Annotated in this window: 10 protein-coding genes and 5 pseudogenes; 12 read left to right on the top strand and 3 right to left on the bottom strand. The window is 57.5% G+C overall.

The features are described 5' to 3' along the window. From AU509_RS15385 to AU509_RS15400, 4 genes are all read left to right on the top strand, one after another. Positions 1–1,513, top strand: a 1,513-nt coding sequence (locus AU509_RS15385) for an Ig-like domain-containing protein (protein ID WP_139824066.1), incomplete at its 5' end; no start/stop codon positions are given. Continuing rightward, positions 1,417–2,670 (top strand): Ig-like domain-containing protein, encoded by a 1,254-nt coding sequence (locus AU509_RS15390; protein ID WP_254901603.1) that lies wholly within the window; start codon positions 1,417–1,419, stop codon positions 2,668–2,670. The genes AU509_RS15385 and AU509_RS15390, both read left to right, overlap by 97 nt. Further along, complete coding sequence (locus AU509_RS15395) at positions 2,667–5,195, top strand: type I secretion C-terminal target domain-containing protein (protein ID WP_094118759.1); 2,529 nt, start codon at positions 2,667–2,669, stop codon at positions 5,193–5,195. The genes AU509_RS15390 and AU509_RS15395 overlap by 4 nt, the downstream gene beginning before the upstream one ends. Before the next feature lie 90 nt (positions 5,196–5,285). Then, positions 5,286–5,627 (top strand): tryptophan synthase subunit beta, encoded by a 342-nt coding sequence (locus AU509_RS15400; RefSeq protein WP_085652711.1) that lies wholly within the window; start codon positions 5,286–5,288, stop codon positions 5,625–5,627. A 55-nt stretch (positions 5,628–5,682) separates the two neighbouring features. Here AU509_RS15400 and lapD read toward each other — a convergent pair whose 3' ends face one another. Both lapD and lapG read right to left on the bottom strand, forming a co-directional pair. Further along, positions 5,683–7,632, bottom strand: coding sequence for a cyclic di-GMP receptor LapD (gene lapD, locus AU509_RS15405; protein WP_085652712.1), 1,950 nt, complete (start codon positions 7,630–7,632; stop codon positions 5,683–5,685). A 9-nt stretch (positions 7,633–7,641) separates the two neighbouring features. After that, positions 7,642–8,279: pseudogene (lapG, locus tag AU509_RS15410) on the bottom strand (cysteine protease LapG). A 246-nt stretch (positions 8,280–8,525) separates the two neighbouring features. On the opposite strand from lapG, the pseudogene murQ reads away from it, so the two are divergent. The 3 genes and pseudogenes from murQ to tadA form a co-directional block, all read left to right on the top strand. Beyond that, positions 8,526–9,425: pseudogene (gene murQ, locus AU509_RS15415) on the top strand (N-acetylmuramic acid 6-phosphate etherase); the annotation flags it as partial. 73 nt (positions 9,426–9,498) lie between these two features. Continuing rightward, positions 9,499–10,137, top strand: a complete 639-nt coding sequence (gene yfhb / locus AU509_RS15420; protein ID WP_085652715.1) for a phosphatidylglycerophosphatase C — start codon at positions 9,499–9,501, stop codon at positions 10,135–10,137. Positions 10,138–10,204: 67 nt separating this feature from the next. Beyond that, positions 10,205–10,711: a tRNA adenosine(34) deaminase TadA gene (gene tadA, locus AU509_RS15425; protein ID WP_094118760.1), complete on the top strand. Its 507-nt coding sequence runs from the start codon at positions 10,205–10,207 to the stop codon at positions 10,709–10,711. On the opposite strand, the pseudogene mltF reads toward tadA, so the two are convergent. Further along, a pseudogene (gene mltF, locus AU509_RS15430) lies at positions 10,700–12,165 on the bottom strand (membrane-bound lytic murein transglycosylase MltF). The gene tadA and the pseudogene mltF overlap by 12 nt on opposite strands. Before the next feature lie 280 nt (positions 12,166–12,445). On the opposite strand from mltF, the pseudogene purL reads away from it, so the two are divergent. The 5 genes and pseudogenes from purL (at position 12,446) to glnB (ending at position 21,276) form a co-directional block, all read left to right on the top strand. Then, positions 12,446–16,327, top strand: a pseudogene (gene purL, locus AU509_RS15435) (phosphoribosylformylglycinamidine synthase). 923 nt (positions 16,328–17,250) lie between these two features. Continuing rightward, positions 17,251–18,690, top strand: a complete 1,440-nt coding sequence (locus AU509_RS15440; RefSeq protein ID WP_094118761.1) for a sensor histidine kinase — start codon at positions 17,251–17,253, stop codon at positions 18,688–18,690. Positions 18,691–18,731: 41 nt separating this feature from the next. Beyond that, on the top strand, positions 18,732–19,499 hold the full coding sequence (locus AU509_RS15445; protein WP_162896381.1) for a two-component system QseEF-associated lipoprotein QseG: 768 nt from the start codon (positions 18,732–18,734) through the stop codon (positions 19,497–19,499). Then, positions 19,496–20,832, top strand: a pseudogene (gene glrR, locus AU509_RS15450) (two-component system response regulator GlrR). The gene AU509_RS15445 and the pseudogene glrR overlap by 4 nt, the downstream one beginning before the upstream one ends. Before the next feature lie 105 nt (positions 20,833–20,937). After that, entirely contained in the window at positions 20,938–21,276 is a 339-nt protein-coding gene (gene glnB, locus AU509_RS15455) for a nitrogen regulatory protein P-II (RefSeq protein ID WP_085652721.1), read from the top strand. Positions 21,277–21,964 lie beyond the last annotated feature (688 nt).

A 21,964-nucleotide genomic window follows, 5' to 3' on the forward strand; every position in this document is an offset into this window, starting at 1 on the left:
ACCGGGCGAGGTGCTGGCGGGTAACAACCAGATCCATGCCGAAGTGACCACCACCGACGGCGCAGGCAATGCGACGTCAGCCGGTGCTGATCACAGCTACGCGGTCGATACCGCCGCGCCAGAAGCGTCTATCTCTATCGATAACGTGACCGGTGATAACACCATCAACATCACCGAAGCGGGTCAGCCCCAGGCCATTACGGGTCGCGTTGGCAACGACGTGCAGGTGGGTGATACGGTGACCGTCACTATTGGCGATCAGGCCTACCAGACCACCGTCACTGGCTCGGATAACGGTAACGTGTGGAGCGTCAACGTACCGGGCGATGTGCTGGCCGGTAACAACCAGATCCATGCCGAAGTGACCACCACTGACGGTGCAGGTAATGCGACGACTGCCGGTGCTGACCACAGCTATGCGGTCGACACGGCGGCCCCGGAAGCGTCAATCGGCATCGATGATGTGACTTCTGATAACACCGTCAATATCACTGAAGCCGGTCAGCCGCAGGCCATTACTGGTCGCGTTGGCAACGATGTGCAGGTGGGCGATACGGTCACCGTCACCATCGGTGACCAGTCTTACCGTACCACCGTCACCGCGTCCGATAATGGCAACGTGTGGAGCGTCAACGTACCGGGTGATGTACTGGCGGGTAACAATCAGATCCACGCCGAAGTCACGACGACGGATGCGGCCGGTAACCCGACCACGGCATCCGCAGATCACAGCTACGCGGTCGATACCGCCGCGCCGGAAGCGTCGATCACCATCGATAACGTCACCGGTGACAATACGCTGAACATCGCGGAAGCCGGACAGCCGCAGGCCATCACCGGTCGCGTGGGCAACGACGTGCAGGTCGGCGATACGGTGACCGTGACCATCGGCGATCAGGCTTACCAGACCACTGTTACTGGCTCGGATAACGGCAACGTATGGAGCGTTAACGTGCCGGGCGATGTGCTGGCCGGTAACAGCCAGATCCATGCCGAAGTCACCACCACGGATGGCGCGGGCAATGCCACCACGGCGGGTGCCGATCACAACTACGCAGTCGATACCGCCGCGCCGGAAGCGTCGATCACCATCGATAACGTCACCGGTGATAACACGCTGAATATCGCCGAAGCGGGTCAGCCACAGGCCATCACCGGCCGCGTCGGCAACGACGTACAGGTCGGCGATACGGTGACCGTCACGATTGGCGATCAGGCGTACCAGACCACCGTCACGGCGTCGGATAACGGCAACGTATGGAGCGTCAACGTACCGGGCGACGTACTGGCCGGTAACAATCAGATCCACGCCGAAGTCACGACGACGGATGCGGCGGGTAACCCGACGACTGCCACGGCAGATCAGGCTACAGCGTCGATACCGCCGCGCCGGAAGCCAGTATCACCATTGATACGATCACCGACGATGATTCAATCAACCAGGCTGAAAGCAACCAGCCGCAGACCATCTCTGGCCGCGTCGGCAACGACGTCCGTGTCGGCGATACGGTGACGGTCAACGTCGCGGGTCAGTCTTATCAGACCAATGTGACTACGGCGGCGGATGGCGCCAAAGTGTGGAGCGTCGTTATTCTGGGCAGCGTGCTTGCTCTGGATACTGTGGTTCATGCCGCGGTGACCACCACCGATCAGGCGGGAAATGCGACGACGGCGACCGCCGACCATACTTACACGGTCGATACGGTATTGCCGGATGCCAGCATCACCATCGATGATGTGACCAGCGACAACACCATCAACATCGCGGAGTCTGGACAAACCCAGACGATCTCCGGCCACGTCGGCAATGACGTGCAGGCAGGCGATATTGTGACGGTCAAAGTGGGCGATACGAGTTACCAGACCGAAGTTATCGTCAATGATGATGGGGACACCGTTTGGAGCGTGAATGTGCCGGGTGCAGTCCTGGCCGGTAACGCGCAAATTCATGCGGAAGTCACCACCACGGATGTTGTCGGCAACTCGGCAACGGCGTCGGCAGACCACAGCTACGCGGTTGATACGTCCGCGCCGGAAGCCAGCATCACGATTGACGCGGTCACGGCGGATAACACCATTAACCTGGCGGAATCAGGTCAGACCCAGACCATCACCGGGCGCGTGGGTAACGACGTACATGTCGGCGACATCGTCACGGTGACCGTTGGCGGTCAGTCTTATCAAACGAACGTGTTCGCGGCGGCAGACGGCAGCAATATCTGGAGCGTCAATGTTCCGGGTAGCGTGCTGGCGGGCGACTCCCAGATCCACGCGTCTGTCACGACGCTGGATATGTCGGGCAATGCGACCACGGCAACGGCCGATCACGGCTACGGGGTTGATACGGTCGGTCCGGACGGCGGCAGCCACACGCTGACCGTCGCGGAAGATACGGCGCTGTCGATCGCCTGGGGCGATCTGGGCGTGTCCTCCGACACCAGCAGCATCGTGATCTCTTTGTTGCCGGATGCCAGCGCGGGTTCGTTCTACTACAGCCAGGGCGGTGAATGGCATCAGGTGACCGTGGGTCAGGAGTTCACGGCGGCGGATACCGCGTTGCGCTTCGTTCCTGCGGCCAATGTGTCCGGCAATGGACTGGCGGAACTGAGCTGGCAGCCGGTTGATGCCGCGGGCAACACCGGTTCTCAGGCGAAGTCACGGTTAACGTGACGCCGGTAGCCGATACGCCGGTCGTTTCACTGGATATCACCAGCGGTGAAACGGTGCCGACGACGCCGTCTTACATCAAGGTCAACGGCGGCAGTGAAAACGGCGGTTTCGACGTTCAGGACGGCAAGATTGTGCGTATCGGCGACAACGTACGCATTTGGCTGTCTGAGGGCGATACGGTGCCTGAAATTGTGGGTAACGGCGTGGTCGCTTACTACGGTCAGGGGAACTCTACTGGCACCAGCAGCCAGTACACCGACCTGTTCGTCGTCCATAACGGCAGCGGCTACTATCAGGATGGCAATTGGCGTCCGCTGAACGCGGTCACCGGCAACAGCGGGACGGAAGCGTCTGGGACGCGTCCTGACTACATCTTTGTTGAAGGCACGACGGCCGATGGCTATGCCACCTACGTGGGTCCGAACAACAATGCCGCCACCAATGTGAATACGTATGACTCTGTGAACATTACGTATCAGGGCAATACGCTGATCAGCGGAGCGAACCATCTGGACGGCATTATCTATGGCGACGGCAGTTACATCGCGGCAGATAAGCCGGACTTCAAGGAAGAGTCCGTCGCGGAGCAGGTCGGCTATCAGCAGCATGAGTTAACCGTGTCTGCGGCGCTGACCGACCTTGACGGCAGCGAGCAGTTGTCGGGTATTACGCTGACGGGAATTCCGGAAGGCTCCGTGTTGACCGACCACATCAATAACGTGACGGTCACCGTCGGTGCGGATGGCGTGTACCTGATTACCAATGCTCAGCATCTGGATACGTTAGCCGGAACCATCACTATTCAGACGCCTGTCGATGCCGGCAAGTTCGACATCATTGCGCAGGCGACGGCGACCGAAGTGGCGAACTACGATTCGTCGACCGGTTACTCTTCGCAGGAAGTGGAACAGTTCGGCGCCACGATGGGGACCACGGGTGACGATGTGCTGACGGGAACGAACAGTAACGACCTGATCGTCGGCGACGTTTCCGGCCTGCAGATCATGGAAGGGCAAAACTACAATATTGCCTTCCTGGTGGACTCCTCCGGCAGTATGTCGAATGACAGCATCAGCAAGACGGTGTCTTCGCTGACCAATGTCTTCAACAACCTGATCAAGAGCACGTCGGATGTCCATGCGGGGTCGGTGAATGTGTTCCTGGCGGACTTCGATACGAAGGTCGGCCAGACTATTTCCGTCAACCTGTCGGATTCGAACGCCTTGTCCAAACTGGTTGCGGCGCTGGAAACAATGACTTCAGGCGGCGGTACGAACTACGAGGACGTGTTCAAAACGGCGGCTAACTGGTTCCAGAGCGATACCGTGGTAAGCAACTCCGGTACCAATCTGACCTACTTCATCACGGATGGTGAACCGACCTATTATCAGGCCGGTGAGACGGATACGATCAAGGTCAACAGCCGTACGACGTTGGATATCGACTCGTTTGATTACCAACCGGGCCAAACCTACTATATGAACCTTTCTGGGGTGAGTCGCGAGGTGATCAGCAGCAGCGGCGACGTGTACTACTACTCCAACTCAGGTCGGGGTGGGGTAACGCGTACGGTGATCGGTCAGGTCCACGCCCAAGGCGATGGGACTTACGAGATCTCTCATCTGGCGGGTACCGGTTACAATGCCAACTCGGCGACGACGTCGAACTCCTCTGAAGGCTACGCATTGTTGCAGCACGTATCGAATGTGGAAGCGATCGGGGTAGGCGACTCGTTGAACGCGTCGAGCCTGCAGCACTACGATAGCGACGGCGTGGTGTTGGATCACATCGATCCGGCGCAGTTGTCCGAAGCGATTCTGGGCTCGAATCAGTCCCTGACCGGCGGCCACGATACGCTGCTGGGCGGCAACGGCGACGATATCCTGTTCGGCGACTCGATCTCGTTCGACGGTATTGACGGCAACGGTTTGCCAGCTTTGCAGCAGTATGTCGGCAACCAGCTGCATCTGGGGTCGGATACCACGGCTTCTGTTCAGCAGGTACATGATTACATCGCCGGACACAGCGCTGAATTCGATGTTGCCACCTCTGCGGGCGGTAATGATACGATTAGCGGCGGTTCGGGTAATGATATCCTGTACGGACAGGGCGGTAACGACAATCTGGATGGTGGTTTGGGTGACGATATCCTGTATGGCGGAACCGGCGATGATGTGCTGAGAGGCGGTGTCGGCAACGACACGCTCATCGGCGGCAGCGGCGCGGACACTTTCGTCTGGAAGGCGGGCGATACCGGGTTCGATACCATCAAGGACTTCAATCCGGCGGAAGGCGACCGCATCGACCTGAGCGATTTGGTCGGCGAGCTGGAAGCGGGAACGGATATCAGCCACTATATCCGTATTGTGGATAACCAAGGTTCGCCGACGATTGAGGTGAGTACTCAGGGCCAATTCACGGATCAAGGCGGCGCAACGCCGGATACGTCCATCACGTTGGAACATTACAACGGGACGATGCCTTCTCTGGAAAGCCTGATAGCGAAGCCGGAACACAGCGCTTAGTCATCAAGACTCACTCGCGATAGGCAATAAAAAGGAAACCGGACGTCATGCGTCCGGTTTCCTTATTGGCGGTATGTAAAAGGACAGCCTATGTTTTATATATTACGAGATAACGACGGTAACCTGGTTCAGGTGCAGAGTTCCCCGTTCGAAGGGATGAACGGCGAACTGCCGCAGGACTCGGTTGAGGCACAGGCGTGGATGAATAATCAACAGTCGATTCTTTCTAGTCTGGAACAACTGCGCAGCAGCGATCTGGAAATGGTGCGAGTGCTGGAAGACCTGATTCAGGTGCTGACCAGCAAAGGCTTGCTGAATATCACGGATTTCCCACAGGCGGCGCAGCTGAAATTGATTCAGCGTGCACAGGCGCGTGAAGCGTTGGGGGGATTGGATGCGCTGATTCGCGATGACGAAGAGGGTATGTTTTGAACATCAGTCATGATGCAGACTGACTTGCCGAAGCCGGCAAGTCAGTGGCGTAGACTTAGGAAAAGATCACCGGGAAAGGTTCTCCCAACAGTCGGCCCATCGCGCCTCTGATACCCAGCGCACGCAGTTCCTCCAGTTCGCCTTCCGTTTCTACTCGCTCCGCAATCAGCGGCAAATCAATGCTATTCATCGCACGTTGCAGCGCGGTGATAAACACTTTCTTGTCTTCCGCCTGATCGATACCGCGAATATAGCTGCCGTCGATTTTCAGATAGGCGAGGCCCCATTTCGACAGATTACCGATGATGGTAAAGCGGCCGCCGAAGTGTTGCAGTCCCAGTTTACAGCCGAATTCGTTGAGCAGTTTCACCAACAGATCGAGCTGCTGTGCATCGGGCAGCTGGTTTTCGTCCAGTTCCAGAATCAAGCGCGAGGCCCGCTGCGGATACGCTTTCAGCGGCGCCAGCCATTCGGCCATCAGCTGCAGGTCTAATACCGTGCTGCCGGACAGGCTCAAAGCCAGCGTACCGTCGTAGCGTTGCAGGTAGGCGAGGGCGTGTTTCATCATGACCTGATCAAGACGCGTGTTCCATCCAAAGCGTTGGATCCACGGCAAGAATTGCCCTGCATTGATAGTGTTGCCTTCCTGATCGAGGATGCGCGCCAGCACCTTGTGATGAAGAATCTGACCCTTTTGTGCGCAGTCCATGACCGGCTGCAGGAACAGCTGGACATTCTCTTGCGCCAGCAACGGATCCAGCAGGGTAAACCAGTAATGGCGGTCTGCCACCCATTGGGACTCCTGACCGTTTTCCTCTTCTTCGGCATGGATGTCCGAATTGCGTTCCGCCTTCATCAGCAGGCGATCGCCGCGGATGAACAACGAGGCCGGTGAGTCCCCGTGCTGGAATGACACCAACGCCAAGCGGGCGACGGGAGACACGTCCGTCTCGCCGGTCAGAAACAGCGCCTCAATCCGGTTCGACAGTTCGTCGGCCAGCGCCTGCGCCTCTTTCTGTACCAGACCGGGACAGAAAATGGCGAACTCTCCGCCGCGAATACGTGCGGCGAGGCTGTCGGCTTCGACATAACGTTTTCTGCACTTCAGGATATTGTGCGCGACAGAGGCCAGCAAGGCATCCGTTTTGGCTGCGCCCAGGCGCTGATTCATGCCTGCCAGATCCTGCAACCGCAGCATAATCAGGTAGCCGGTGGAGGCCTCTTCATCGCTCAGGCGGGTTTCCAGCTGGATATCCATCGCGCGGCGGTTGGCCAGTCCGGTTTGCGGATCCTGATAGGCTTCCTTACGTAAGCGCTCGCTTCGCTGGGCTTCCTCTTCGAACAAGGACTGTAATTTGGTGACCATCAGGTTCATGGCTTGAACGACCCGGCGCAGCTCCGGCGTTTTGGGCAGTTTGGGAATGCTCAGGAACTCGCGACGGCAAATGGCGAGCGACTGTACGACCATGTCATCCAGCGCGCGCAGCTGTCGGCGCAGGAACAAAGCGCCAAGCACGAGCCCGATGCCGCCGCACGACAGCAGCCAGAGCAGCGAGGCGGAGGTGCCTTGCCACAGCCTGGCAATGGCGAACATCGGGTGACTGACCACCTCGACCCGCGCCGCCTGTTCCCAGCCGCGCATCACGATGGCCTGTCCATTACCGGGCTGTAAATCCACCAGTCGGACAAACCAGGCGGGAACGCTCGATACTTCCGGCGAAGTGACGCGCTCCATCGTCACCTTCTGGGTTTCCAGATCGATGACGCGGATGCTGGAGAAATAGCCGCTATCGAAAATAGAACTGACCAGCAGTTCCACCATCGCCGGATCGTCGATATTCGGCGTGAGCGCGACGCCCAAAGCCGTGGCGGCGTCCTGAGCGTGCGAGTGCAACTGATTGTTATATTGATCGCGTGAACTTTCCAGATTGGCGATAAAACTACCGCTGAAAATGAACAGCATAAACAAACAGATGGCTATCAGTAATTGTTTAAATAGCGACATAGCCCCATCCTACTCATCAAGAGAAAATCCTTCTGCGCGCATTTTAATTAATAAGTCCTGCCAGCGAGACAGACGTTTGCTGTCGCCGGCGCGTCGGTTGCCGCCCGTGCCAGGCAGCCAGAGTCCGTCGCCGTTAAAGGAATAGACCGGCAGCAAATCGTTACGCTGGGTGGCGGGTCGGATCTCGGTGATCAAACTATCCAGGATCAGCGGGATGGCGTTCGGTGAAGGGTAATAGCTGAGCACCATATGCGCACGGTTTAGGCTCAGCGCTTTAACGTAGGTAATACGCAGTTTTTCACGCTCGACGCCAAGGTGGACCAGCGTCAGATATTTGGCGATCGCATAGTCTTCGCAGTCGCCCATCCCCTTTCGTAACATCTCTATCGGCGTAGCCAGTAATCTTCCTGCTGCCAGACGTCGATATCTTCCCGGTAAGCTATCCTGTCATTGAAAAAGCGATTGACCGACTCCAGCTTCTGACTTTCTGTGGTCGTTTGCTGCGCCTGCATCAACGCTTGCCAGGCGGCTATCCGCTGGCGTGCTTCCGGCGTGGCCTGACCATATCGCTGATCGGTGATTGAGTTGATGGCGGAGAAATTCCAGTCCGCATATAGCGTACCCGCCACCAGCAGCAGGCTGCCGATGAAGAGGTGTAATAGAACATGAACTAATGACTGGCGCTGCGCATGAAATTTCAACGTGACGTCTCTGTTACCCACCGGTGAGTCCGGACTCCGTGGTCTGAATTCGACGCCTGAACAATCAGGCATTGTAGACCGCTGCCGCATAGCTTACTTTGAACGGCTGAAAAGTGCCATGTCATAACGATAGCAGGTACGACTGATTTATCACGAAGCTGACACGTATCAGCTTCGCGTTCACAAACGAGGAAGTGTATGGATTTAGGGGCATTAGTCTCAGAGAGCCGTCACCCGGCGACGATGGATTTAGATCGTATGGCGACGCTGGACATGCTGGCTCTCATCAATGAAGAGGACCGACGGGTGCCGGAAGCGATCCGGCTGGTGCTGCCGGCGATTGCGCAGGCTGTGGATGTCACCGCCGCGTGTATGAAGGCGGGCGGGCGACTGATCTATTTAGGCGCGGGCACCAGCGGTCGTTTGGGCGTGCTGGACGCCTCTGAATGTCCCCCCACGTTCGGCATCGCACACGGCCGGGTGATCGGGCTGATCGCGGGCGGTCCCAGCGCCTTGCTGAAGGCGGTGGAAGGGGCGGAAGATGACCCCGCGGGCGGGGAGGCGGATCTGGCGGCGCTGGCGCTGACTGCGCAGGATATGGTGATTGGACTGGCGGCATCCGGCAGAACGCCCTATGTCATTGGCGGGCTAGAGTATGCGCACCGCATCGGCTGCCATACCGCGGCGATTTCCTGTAACCCCGCGTCGCCGATCGCCCGACTGGCGGAGATCGCCATCTCCCCGGTCGTCGGACCGGAAGTGCTGACCGGTTCGACGCGACTGAAGTCCGGCACCGCCCAGAAGCTAGTCTTGAATATGATTTCCACCGGGGCGATGGTCAGGTTGGGCAAGGTGTACCAAAATTTGATGGTGGATGTGAAGGCGACCAACGCCAAGCTGGTCGATCGCGCCTGTCGTATCGTGGTGGAAGCCTCCGGCGTAGAGCGCGACGTCGCGCGGCAGGCGCTGGAACAGACGGGGTTTGAGGTCAAACCGGCCATCGTTATGCTCCTGACCGGCTGCGGCGCCGCTCTGGCGCAGGAAAAGCTGGCGCGTCATCAGGGATACCTGCGCGACGCCATACAGGAATAGCGCCATTCGCTTTTCACCCTTTATTACCGCAAAACGAGGCGGGGACGCTCCCGTCATCTTTAAGGAGCCCGTTTTGAACGATAAGCAAACGTTGCGCGTCGTATTTTTCGATTTGGACGGCACACTGCATCAGCAGGATATGTTCGGCAGTTTTCTGCGTTATTTGATCCGGCGTTTGCCGTTGAATCTGCTGGTGGTCATCCCCGTACTGCCCGTGGTGATGCTCTCGTTGCTGTGCGGAGGCAGGGCGGCTCGCTGGCCGATGAGCTGCCTGCTGTGGGCCATCACGGTAGGCCGCGGCGAGGCGAAGCTTGAACAGCTGGAAAAAGCGTTCGTGGACAGTTTTCGTCAGCAGGTGACGCCGTTTCCTCAGGTGCAGCAGCGGCTGACCACTTATCTGAGCGCCAGCGATGCTCAGGTGTGGCTGGTTACCGGCTCTCCGCAGCGGTTGGTGGAAGCCGTCTATCGCGATGCTCCCTTTCTGCCGGGCGTACGTCTGATGGGCAGCCAAATTTCCCGGCGTTATGGCGGCTGGGTGCTCACGCTACGCTGTCTGGGGCGGGAAAAAGTGGTGCAGATGGAACGCCAGCTGGGCGCTCCGCTGAAGCTTTACAGCGGTTATAGCGACAGCAAACAGGATAACCCGCTGCTCTATTTCTGCGAGCATCGCTGGCGCGTCACTCCGCAAGGCAGCCTGCAACAGCTGGAGTAATTCCACTGCGCGGTGCGCCGTGTATAATGCCCGCCGCTGACGAGGATTGACGGGTAAAAGAGGCACGATGAACAGCGTAAATGATGATGAGTTTTGGATGCAGCACGCGCTGACGCTGGCGCAACGAGCCTGGGACGAAGGCGAGGTTCCCGTCGGCGCGGTGCTGGTGCTGGACAACCAGGTGATTGGCGAAGGCTGGAACCGTTCTATCGGTCAGCACGATCCCACCGCGCATGCCGAGATTATGGCGCTGCGGCAAGGCGGTATGGTGGTGCAAAACTACCGTCTGCTCAACAGTACGCTGTACATCACGCTCGAACCCTGTGTGATGTGCGCGGGGGCGATGGTTCACAGCCGCATCGGGCGTTTGGTTTACGGCGCCGCCGATGCCAAGACGGGCGCGGCCGGGTCGCTGGTGGATATTCTGCGTCATCCGGGCATGAATCATCAGATTGAAATCACGTCGGGCGTGCTGGCGGAGGCGTGTTCAACGCAGCTGAGCGACTTTTTCCGCATGCGGCGGAAAGAGCAAAAGGCGCGCCGGGCGGCGGCCAAAAGGGAATCACTTTCCTGAGGGATGCAATCCGGACTGCGCCAGCGCCGGTGAGACTGCGGGATAGCCTTCACCCGCCTGCTTGATATGCTGCGCTTTGTTCTCTTTTTCCGTCAGGTAGCCGACCAGGCTGATCATATAGCGACGGATGTTTTCCACGTAGTTGTAGGCTTCGTGACCTCTCGCGTAGCCGTTGGCGGTCTGCTGGTAATAGCGTTTTTGGCTGAGCATCGGCAGGCGTATTTTGACGTCCGCCCAGCTGTCGGGATTACCTTTTTGCTTCTCCGTCAGCTTGCGCGCATCCATCAGATGGGCGTAACCCATATTGTAGGCCGCCAGCGCGAACCAAATTTTCTCGTCGTCCGGGATCGTGTTCGGCATACGCTGCATCATCAACGACAGATACTTTGCGCCGCCGCGAATACTTTCTTCTGGATTCAGCCGGTCGACCACCGCCAGACTTTCCGCCGTATTCCTCGTTAACATCATCAGACCGCGCACGCCGGTCGGCGACGTCGCCAAGGGATTCCAGTGCGATTCCTGATATGAGATCGCGGCCAGCAGCTTCCAGTCCATTTCCGTGGCATAGCGTTCGAACAGCGAGCGCAGCCCCGGCAGCGTGTTGTCGATCGCATTCAGAAACGTGGTGGTGTCCACGTAGTCGAACTCGCCGACGTGACCCAGATATTTTTCTTCCAGACGCGCCAGCGAGCCGTCTTCGCCGATCCGGCTGAAGAAGTCCAGCATGGCGGCGGATAGACTGTCGTCGTGGGTCTGACGCATATACCAGTTCACCGGCTCTTCATCGCTAAGATCGAACGCGACGGCCAGCTGCGGATAGATGCGTTGCAGTAACCCGACGCTGATGGAGTCCGCAATCGTGTAATCCAGCCTGCCGTCGACCACCTGTTTAAGCAGATCCAGCTCGGAGATATTGGTGCTGGTTTCCCAGGTCAGGTTGGGATACTGCGTGGACTGCTGCTCGCGCAACGTGGAAATTTGGGCGGAGCCGGACAACACCGCCAGCCGGCCTTTGAGCTTGCCAAGCGACGTGGGGCGGGGCGACCCCAGCCGGTACACCAGCTGTTGCGAGACGGAATAATAGGTGGGGCCAGCACGGAACGACTGCGTCCGGTCATCGCTGTAGATGAGGCCCGCCGCCAGCATATCGGCGTCTCCGTTGTCGAGATCGGTGAATAATTCATCAATGTTCTGACGTGTGGAAACGACCAGCTTGACGCGAGGTAATCGGCGAATCGTTTAGCCAGTTCATAATCGAGCCCTGACGGGGAGCCCCGGTGTAGGGAGTAGGTCAGTGGAGAAACAACCGTACTGACACGTAGCTCACCACGTGAAAGGATTTGCCTGAGTTGGTCGTCCTGGCTGCTGCGCCAGGGAATATTGGGCCACAGCGCCAATGCCAATAACAGTGCAATCACCCCGATGAAAAAATAATTTATCGTTAAACGCTTCAAGTAATTTGATGTCTCTCGGTGGCCTGTAGGCCTGTCTGTCTATTAGGCAGTTTCTTATACTGAGTGTCCCAGAGTCGGGGCATTTTGCGTAACAAACCGCCAGGGTGCAACTTTTATTGCCCCGACAACGAATCGGTCGCCTATCATCAAAGATGTTCGACTATTGCCGCGCAAACGGTTTCGTCACGCGTCGGTATTCTCTATAATGTGCCGCGTTCCCCCTCCTGTAGCGCCATGGTGCCCCGCTATCGGTGCATCGAAGACGAGAGAATGTGAAATGATGGAAATACTGCGTGGTTCCCCGGCTTTATCGGCTTTTCGTATCAACAAACTATTGGCGCGCTGCAAAGACAATCTCCTGCCTGTCAGCGATATTTATGCCGAATATGTGCACTTCGCCGACGTGACCGCCCCGTTAACCCCCGATGAAAAAACGCAGCTGGCCCGCCTGCTGAAATATGGCCCCTCACTCCCCGAACATGATCCTGCGGGCCGCCTCGTGCTGGTCACGCCTCGTCCCGGCACCATTTCTCCCTGGTCGTCCAAAGCTACGGACATCGCACACAATTGCGGTCTGAATACCGTTCGTCGCTTGGAGCGTGGGCTGGCCTTCTATATCTATGCGCCGACGCTGAATGAAGCGCAGTGGCAGTCGCTGAGCGAACAGCTTCACGACCGGATGATGGAGACGGTGTTCAGCGAACTCCAGCAGGCGGAGCGTTTGTTTGTTCAGCATGAGCCTGCGCCGCTGCAGCGGGTGGATATGATGGCGGAAGGGCGTCAGGCGCTCGAAGCCGCCAACCTTCGTCTCGGCCTGGCGCTGGCGGAAGACGAAATCGACTATCTGATCGACGCCTTTACCCGCCTGAACCGTAATCCGACCGATATCGAACTCTACATGTTCGCGCAGGCCAACTCGGAACACTGCCGGCACAAAATCTTCAACGCTGACTGGGTTATCGACGGCGTCAAACAGCCCAAATCCCTGTTCAAAATGATTAAAAATACCTACGAACAGACGCCGGATTTTGTGCTGTCCGCCTATAAAGATAACGCTGCCGTCATGACAGGCTCCGCCGTAGGACGCTTCTTCCCGAATCCGCAGGGGCGCTATGAATATCATCAGGAAGACGCCCATATCCTGATGAAAGTGGAAACCCATAACCATCCCACCGCCATCTCGCCGTGGCCGGGCGCCGCGACCGGCTCCGGCGGTGAAATTCGTGACGAAGGCGCGACCGGGCGCGGCGCCAAGCCGAAAGCCGGACTTGTGGGTTTTTCCGTTTCGAACCTGCGCATTCCCGACTTCATTCAGCCGTGGGAACAGGACTTCGGCAAGCCGGATCGCATCGTCAACGCGCTGGACATCATGCTGGAAGGCCCGCTGGGCGGCGCGGCGTTTAACAACGAATTCGGCCGTCCGGCCCTGACGGGGTACTTCCGTACTTATGAAGAGTCGGTCGACAGCCACAATGGAACGGAAGTCCGCGGTTACCATAAACCCATCATGCTGGCGGGCGGGATCGGCAACATCCGTGCGGATCACGTGCAGAAAGGCGAGATCTCCATCGGCGCGAAGCTGATCGTGCTGGGCGGACCGTCGATGAATATCGGTCTGGGCGGCGGCGCGGCGTCTTCCATGACCTCCGGCCAGTCCGATGCCGATCTGGACTTTGCCTCGGTGCAGCGCGACAACCCGGAAATGGAACGTCGCTGTCAGGAAGTGATCGACGTCTGCTGGCAGCTCGGTGACAAAAACCCGATCCTGTTCATTCATGATGTGGGCGCGGGCGGCCTGTCCAACGCCATGCCGGAGCTGGTGAGCGATGGCGGCCGCGGCGGTCGTTTCGAGCTGCGCGACATTCTGAACGACGAGCCGGGCATGAGCCCGCTGGAAGTGTGGTGCAACGAGTCTCAGGAGCGCTATGTGCTGGCAGTCGCGCCGGAACAGTTGGCGACCTTCGACGCATCTGTCGTCGTGAGCGCGCGCCTTACGCCGTGATCGGCGAGGCGACGGAAGAACAGCATCTGACGCTGAACGATCGCCACTTCGACAACCAGCCGATCGACATGCCGCTGGAAGTGCTGCTGGGTAAAGCGCCGAAAATGCAGCGTGACGTGACTCGTTTGCACAACGAAGGCAAGCCGCTCAACTTCGACAATATCTATCTGGCCGACGCCATCGAGCGCGTACTCCATTTACCGGCTGTCGCTGAAAAAACTTTCCTGATCACCATCGGTGACCGTAGCGTAACCGGTATGGTCGCACGGGATCAGATGGTGGGGCCGTGGCAGGTGCCGGTCGCAGACTGCGCGGTAACAACGGCAAGTCTGGATAGCTATTACGGCGAAGCGATGTCCCTCGGGGAGCGTGCGCCGGTGGCGCTGCGTAACTTCGCCGCCTCGGCCCGCCTGGCGGTAGGGGAAGCGCTCACTAACATCGCTGCGACGCATATCGGCGATCTGAAACGTATCAAGCTGTCCGCCAACTGGATGTCCGCCGCCGGGCATCCGGGCGAGGACGCGGGTCTGTATGACGCCGTTAAAGCCGTCGGCGAAGAATTGTGTCCGGCGTTGGGGCTGACCATTCCCGTGGGTAAAGATTCGATGTCCATGAAAACCCGCTGGCAGGAAAACGGCGAGGACCACGCCGTCACGTCGCCGCTGTCGCTGGTGATCACCGCGTTTGGCCGCGTCGAAGACGTGCGCAATACCGTCACGCCGCAGTTGCGCACCGATAAAGACAACGCCCTGCTGCTGATCGATCTCGCGTCGGTCATCATGCGCTGGGCGCGACGGCGCTGGCGCAGGTATATCGTCAGTTGGGTCGTAAAACGGCCGACGTACGCAGTCCGGAACAGCTAGCCGGATTCTTTAACGCCATGCAGAAACTGGTCGCCGACAAAGCGCTGCTGGCTTACCACGACCGTTCTGACGGCGGCCTGCTGGTGACGCTGGCGGAAATGGCCTTTGCCGGTCACTGCGGCCTGTCAGCCGATATCAGCAGTATGGGCGAAGACGGTCTGGCTATTCTGTTTAACGAAGAATTAGGTGCGGTTATTCAGGTTGAAGCCGACCGACGCGCGGAAGTGGGACAGGTATTGGCCGAATTCGGCCTGGCGGAGTGCGTGCACTATCTGGGCCGCGCGGAAGCAGCAACCAGTTCGTCATCTCCCTGGGCGAGGAAGTGATTTATCGTGAGAAACGCTCCACGCTGCGCAGCTGGTGGGCGGAAACGACCTGGCAGATGCAGCGTTTGCGCGATAACCCGCAGTGCGCCGATGAAGAGCATCTGGCGAAAGAAGACAACAGCGATCCGGGTCTGAACGTTTCGCTGAGCTTCGATCCGCAGGAGGACATCACCGCGCCGTTCATCAATACGCAGGTGCGTCCGAAAGTGGCCGTGCTGCGTGAGCAGGGCGTCAACTCGCATGTGGAAATGGCGGCGGCGTTCGATCGGGCCGGGTTTGAGGCTATCGACGTACACATGAGCGATCTGCTGGCGGCGCGACGCGACTTGCAGGACTTCCAGGCGCTGGTTGCCTGCGGCGGCTTCTCCTATGGCGACGTACTGGGCGCTGGGGAAGGGTGGGCGAAGTCGATTCTCTTTAACAGCCGCGTCCGCGATGAATTCTCGGCGTTCTTCGCGCGTCCGCAGACGCTGGCGCTGGGCGTGTGCAACGGTTGTCAGATGATGTCCACGCTGCGCGAACTGATCCCGGGGGCAGAAAACTGGCCGCGTTTCGTTCGCAACAAATCAGACCGTTTCGAAGCGCGCTTTAGTCTGGTGGAAGTCGCTCAGAGCCCATCGCTGTTTATGCAAGATATGGCGGGGTCGCGTATGCCGATCGTCGTGTCGCATGGTGAAGGACAGGTTGAAGTGCGTGATGCCGCTCAGCTGGCTGCGTTGGAGCAACAACAGCTGGTGGCGCTGCGTTACGTCAACAACTACGGTCAGGTCGCGGAAAACTATCCGGCCAACCCGAACGGGTCGCCGCGTGGGATCACGGCGGTGACCAGCGTCGGTGGTCGCGCCACCATCATGATGCCGCATCCTGAGCGTGTCTTCCGCACCGTCAGCAACTCCTGGCATCCCGACTCCTGGGGCGAGGATAGCCCGTGGATGCGTATGTTCCGCAACGCGCGTAAGCAGCTTGGATAAGGTTCTTCGGCTGAGCTGAAGCGCTGACAGAAAAGGGGGCGATGCCTCCCAGAGCCGGATACCTTGGGTGTCCGGTTTTTTTATGGGCCTAACGCCGCTTCATGATGTCGTAGCGAACCGTCTAATGATGCAGCGTTGCCGCGAGGTGAAATGTTCAGCACAACGCGTGCTTTTTTAGTCGTCGATGATCGCGGTGACGTTAGGCGGTGTGGGTTGCTCTCAACAATGCTGCCAGACGTTGCTGCATTGCTGGTTTCAACCTCTGTAAGTACGCGAACTGAACGACCTGTCTCAAAGTCACGACAATGCTGTTTTTTACTGTCTCCACATGGAGACATTTATTTTATTGATATTTAAGGTTTTTATTTTTGGTGAGTTGTGGTGTCGGTTTTTGGCGACAGAAAACGGAGGAGCGGAAGCCGATGCTGACCTGTCCGCAAGGGGCTCACCGAGGATAAAAGTAAAAATGGGATTTAATTTCAATTAAACATCAATTAGTTATGGTGTTCCGTGGATTAGTGGCACGGTAGATGCTATAGCTTATACAGCTGCTCATTCAACTGGTTATGATGGCCAAGCAAAATTACCGCTTTCGCTCATAACGCCCAGAATGATGCCACAAGAAATGGTGCCTATCGTCCAACTTTTACGATAACTGCGCGTGCAAACGCACTTTATCACACACCGGACGACACGTTGAGTGAGGCACCCCCTCTTCAAAGACCCGGTCAAACTTCGTGTTTGACCGGGTTTTGCCTTTTTGGGGCAACCCCAACGCGGCTTTCTGCGAGGCGCTATGCTGTTTTTAGGGCAATGAGGCGAGGGTTACCGTAATCGCTGATTAGCGCTTCGCAGGTTGCTGGCGAAAACGTTGCACTTTCGCCGCAGTCGGCTAGCATGCGAGCGCATGAACAGGTAATGAGATGATCTCCTTGAAACGATGGCGTTTGTTCCCCCGATCTTTGCGACAGCTGGTCATTATGGCGTTCTTGCTGGTGCTGCTGCCCTTGCTGGTATTGGCCTATCAGGCATATGGCAGTCTCAAAGCGCTCAGCGAGCAGGCCGCCATCATTAACCGCACCACGCTGACGGATGCCCGTCGCAGCGAGGCGATGGCCGGTTTGGCGTTGGCGCTGGAACGCAGCTATCGTCAATATTGTGTGCTGGACGACCGCACGCTGGCTCAGCTCTATCAAAATCAGCGCAGGCAATATACGCAGATGCTGGACGTCCATGCGCCGGTACTGCCCGATCCCCAATCACCTCAGCGCCTGCAGCAGTATCTGACGCAACTGGCGGAAATGGATTGTCAGAACAGTGCCCCGAGCAGTGAAGCCGCGTCGCTGCTTGAACGTTTTTCTCAGGCCAACACGCAGATGGTACAGGTGACGCGAGAAGTGATCTTCTCCCGTGGGCAGCAGCTTCAGCGGACTATCGCGGAGCGCGGCCAGTTCTTTGGCTGGCAGGCGCTGTTGTTGTTCTTGGTCAGCGTGCTGCTGGTGGTGCTGTTTACCCGCATGATTATCGGTCCGGTGAAGGGCGTCGAGCGAATGATTAATCGCTTGGGGGAAGGGTTGCCGTTAGGGTCATCGCCCACGTTTCGAGGCCCGCGAGAAATTCGCTCGCTGGGACAGCGCATCATTTGGCTAAGCGAACGTCTCTCATGGCTTGAAGCCCAGCGGCATGAGTTTCTCCGGCACATTTCACATGAACTTAAAACGCCGCTGGCGAGCCTGCGAGAGGGCACGTCGCTGCTTGCGGACGAGGTCGCGGGACCGCTGACGGAAGACCAGCGGCAGGTCGTAGCGATTCTGGACAGTAGCAGTCGCCATCTATTACAACTGATAGAGCAGCTGCTTGACTACAACCGCCAGCTCGCCGATGCGCCAACCCAGCTTGAGCAGGTGGATCTGGCGGCGATCGTGGATTCCGTCGTCGCCGATCACAGTCTGCCGGCGCGCGGTAAAGCGATGAAAACGCATGTTGAGCTGGATGTGACGGCGTGCCGTGCGGAAACCACGCTGCTGATGAGAGTGCTCGATAATCTCTATTCCAATGCGGTGCACTACGGGCAGGAATCCGGTAACATTTGGGTGCGCAGTCGGAGCGCCGGTTCGCACCTTCAAATTGAGGTCGCCAATACGGGAGCGCCGATACCGGAAGCGGATCGCAGCATGATTTTTGAGCCTTTTTATCAGGGCGCGCATCAGCGCAAAGGCGCCGTCAAGGGCAGTGGGCTGGGGCTCAGTATCGCGCAAGACTGCATTCGACGAATGCGCGGCGAGCTGGATCTGGTCTCGGTAGACTATGCCGACGTCTGTTTCCGTATCGAATTGCCATTAACCACCGAGAATGAAGCATGAATGCACGGTTTTTCCGCTCCTTATCCCCCCGTCGGTATGCTGTGACAGCCTCAACCCTATGGGGCCGTGTATTACGAACGATGCTGCTCTCTTCACCCCTTTTAGTCGGCTGCGCGCAGCAAGCGGGCGGCGGAACGCCTACGATCATTGACGCCAACCGCGAGCCCGATCAGCAGTTGGCCGATTACCGCAGCGTGGACTGCCACACGATCTGGCTGGTAGACAACCGCAATGCGATGACAAATTCCCTGTATTGGCTGAGGGCGATGGACTGTGCGGCGCAACTGTCTCCGTCGCAGGCCTTAATGCAGGCCAATCGGACACCATCTTCGTCAGATTGGGCCGGGCTCTGGAAACAAAGCCTGCTGCGTGAGCGGACCGGTGCGATCCCCGCGGAACAGCGGCAGCGCATTGCCCGACTGGCACAAGAGAGCGAAGACGTACCGACAGTGCTGATTCCGCTGCTGCAACTGTGGATGGACAAGCAGCAGTTGACTGCGTTTCAGGACGAAGAGCGAGTGCGAGTACAGCGCCTGCAGGACGACCACGATAAAGCGCTGGCCGATCTCCGGGAACAGCAAAATCAGCTGCGTGAGCAGTTGGATACCACCACGCGCAAGTTGAAGAATCTGACGGATATCGAACGTCAGCTGTCGGCGCGCAAAGCGGTGCCCGCAGACTTTTCTGACGGAGAAGAGCATCGCGGCAACGCTCAGACTCGTTCATCGTCAGAGACGAATGGGAAACCTCAGAACGTCGAGCGCACACCGGTGCCGCCCAGTTCGAAAACGGGAGTCAACCATCCATGACGACACGGAAATCCGCCAGCTTACTGCTGGTCGACGACGATCCGAGCCTGCTGAAGCTGCTGGGAATGCGTTTGACTAGCGAGGGCTTCCACGTCATCACCGCCGCTAGCGGTCAGGAGGCGTTGCGTTTGCTGGCGCGCGAAAAAATTGACTTGGTGATCAGTGATTTACGGATGGATGAAATGGACGGCCTCGCGCTGTTCGCTGAGATCCAGAAGCAACAGCCGGGGATGCCGGTCATCATTCTGACCGCACATGGCTCTATTCCGGACGCGGTGGCGGCGACCCAAAAAGGGGTTTTCAGCTTTCTGACCAAGCCGGTCGATCGCGATGCGCTTTATCAGGCCATCGATGAGGCCTTGTCGGTTGCGGCGCCCGCTCGGGATGATAGCTGGAGAGAGACGATCATTACCCGCAGCCCGTTGATGTTACGTCTGCTGGAGCAGGCTAAAATGGTCGCGCAATCGGACGTCAGCGTGTTGATCAATGGTCAAAGCGGGACCGGTAAAGAGGTGCTGGCGCAGGCGATTCATGCGGCCAGCCGCGAGCTGATAAACCCTTTGTGGCGATCAACTGCGGCGCACTGCCGGAGCCGCTGCTGGAGTCTGAGCTATTCGGACATGCCCGTGGCGCGTTTACCGGGGCGGTGAGCAGTCGTGATGGCCTGTTTCGCGCGGCGGACGGCGGAACGCTGTTTCTGGATGAGATAGGCGATATGCCGTTATCGCTACAGGTTAAGCTGCTGCGCGTATTGCAGGAACGCAAAGTCAGGCCGCTCGGGAGCAACAACGATCTGGATATCGACGTGCGTATTATCTCCGCGACCCATCGCAACTTGCCTAAGGCGATGGAGAAAGGGGAGTTTCGGGAAGACCTGTTTTACCGCCTCAACGTTGTGAATATGAAAATTCCGGCGCTGAACGAGCGTTCTGAAGATATTCCTTTACTCGTCAACCATCTGCTGCGCGAGGCCGCGGCTCGCCATAAACCGTTTGTGCGCAGTTTCTCCACGGATGCGATGAAACGCTTGATGACGGCGAGCTGGCCGGGTAACGTGCGCCAGCTGGTTAACGTGATCGAACAATGTGTGGCATTGACCAGCGCGCCGGTCATTAGCGAGGCGTTGGTCGAACAGGCGCTGGAAGGCGAAAATACGGCGTTGCCGACCTTCGCGGATGCGCGCCATCAGTTCGAGCTGAACTATCTGCGTAAACTGCTGCAGATTGCCAAGGGCAACGTCACCCAGGCGGCTCGAATGGCGGGTCGTAACCGGACTGAATTTTATAAACTGCTGGCGCGCCATGAACTGGACGCCAATGATTTTAAAGACTAACTATGGGTCAGTATCGTGCTGATAGCGGGTGCGAGTTGATGCGCGGCCCATCGCATAAACGATGCCAGGCTACGGCCGTGACAAAGTGATGATTAGGATTTCTTGATGAAAAAAATTGATGCGATTATCAAGCCCTTCAAACTGGACGACGTTCGTGAAGCGTTGGCGGAAGTAGGGATTACCGGTATGACGGTGACTGAAGTCAAAGGATTTGGTCGCCAGAAAGGTCATACCGAGCTGTACCGCGGTGCGGAATACATGGTGGATTTCTTGCCGAAGGTCAAAATCGAAATCGTTATTGCCGACGATATCGTGGATACCTGTGTCGAAACCATCATGCAGACGGCTCAGACCGGTAAAATCGGCGACGGTAAAATTTTCGTTTATGACGTCAGCCAGGTCGTGCGTATTCGTACGGGCGAAGAGGACGAAGCCGCGCTGTAAGCGTCTTCGCTGGCTTAAAGGGCTTTTTACATGCTCTTGGACCACTGAACGCCACACTGAATCAATGCCGGTTGTCATACGTTGTCGGCATTGGTTCAGGTGTATTCAGCCCGCTGTTGTGTTTTGCCTGCCTCTTTTCTGACTTTTCTCCCTTGTTTTATTATCCCTGATCTTCGTTTCTGGTTATCTCTTTCCGCACATTCGCCCGCCTTATTGATGTCTGCTAGACCGTTTTGACGAGCCATGCCACGCTCTTATGACTCGCTGAATCAGGGTTACGACGCTCGGTAAATCCCCCTCAGCTGTCGCGACATTTCTGCTGGAAAGGTTCCATTGGCCCTATAGTGCGTAAGCGCAAAAAGCGCTGGCAGTAAAAAAACGGCGACGTCATCACAAAAAATAGTGGGGCGAATGGCGGCAGAGTCGTGCAGTCTGTCTGGTCCATTTTATTAAAATGAAACACGCGTGTATCCGCAGCCCTATGTAAAGACGCTAATCTTCAATGGAAATATCAGATACTGAGAGTGATGACAAAGCGTGAATGCGATTGAAATCCGTTTACAATAAAAAAGAAGGGTGATGCAAGGCCCACCCCAGAAAATTAAAATGGAATGAACACAGTTTTTATCGATTGCTGTCATTTTTTATAGCCTTGCTATCGATATTGTTGGGAGTGAAATGATTATTG

The organism is Lonsdalea britannica (assembly GCF_002111595.1).
GTDB classification, from domain to species: Bacteria; Pseudomonadota; Gammaproteobacteria; order Enterobacterales; family Enterobacteriaceae; genus Lonsdalea; species Lonsdalea britannica.

Coding starts and splice junctions, on each gene's coding strand:
- AU509_RS15440 (WP_094118761.1), top strand. CDS start 17,251: ATGATCTCCTTGAAACGATGGCGTTTGTTCCCCCGATCTTTGCGACAG.
- AU509_RS15400 (WP_085652711.1), top strand. CDS start 5,286: ATGTTTTATATATTACGAGATAACGACGGTAACCTGGTTCAGGTGCAG.
- tadA (WP_094118760.1), top strand. CDS start 10,205: ATGAACAGCGTAAATGATGATGAGTTTTGGATGCAGCACGCGCTGACG.
- lapD (WP_085652712.1), bottom strand. CDS start 7,632: ATGTCGCTATTTAAACAATTACTGATAGCCATCTGTTTGTTTATGCTG.
- glnB (WP_085652721.1), top strand. CDS start 20,938: ATGAAAAAAATTGATGCGATTATCAAGCCCTTCAAACTGGACGACGTT.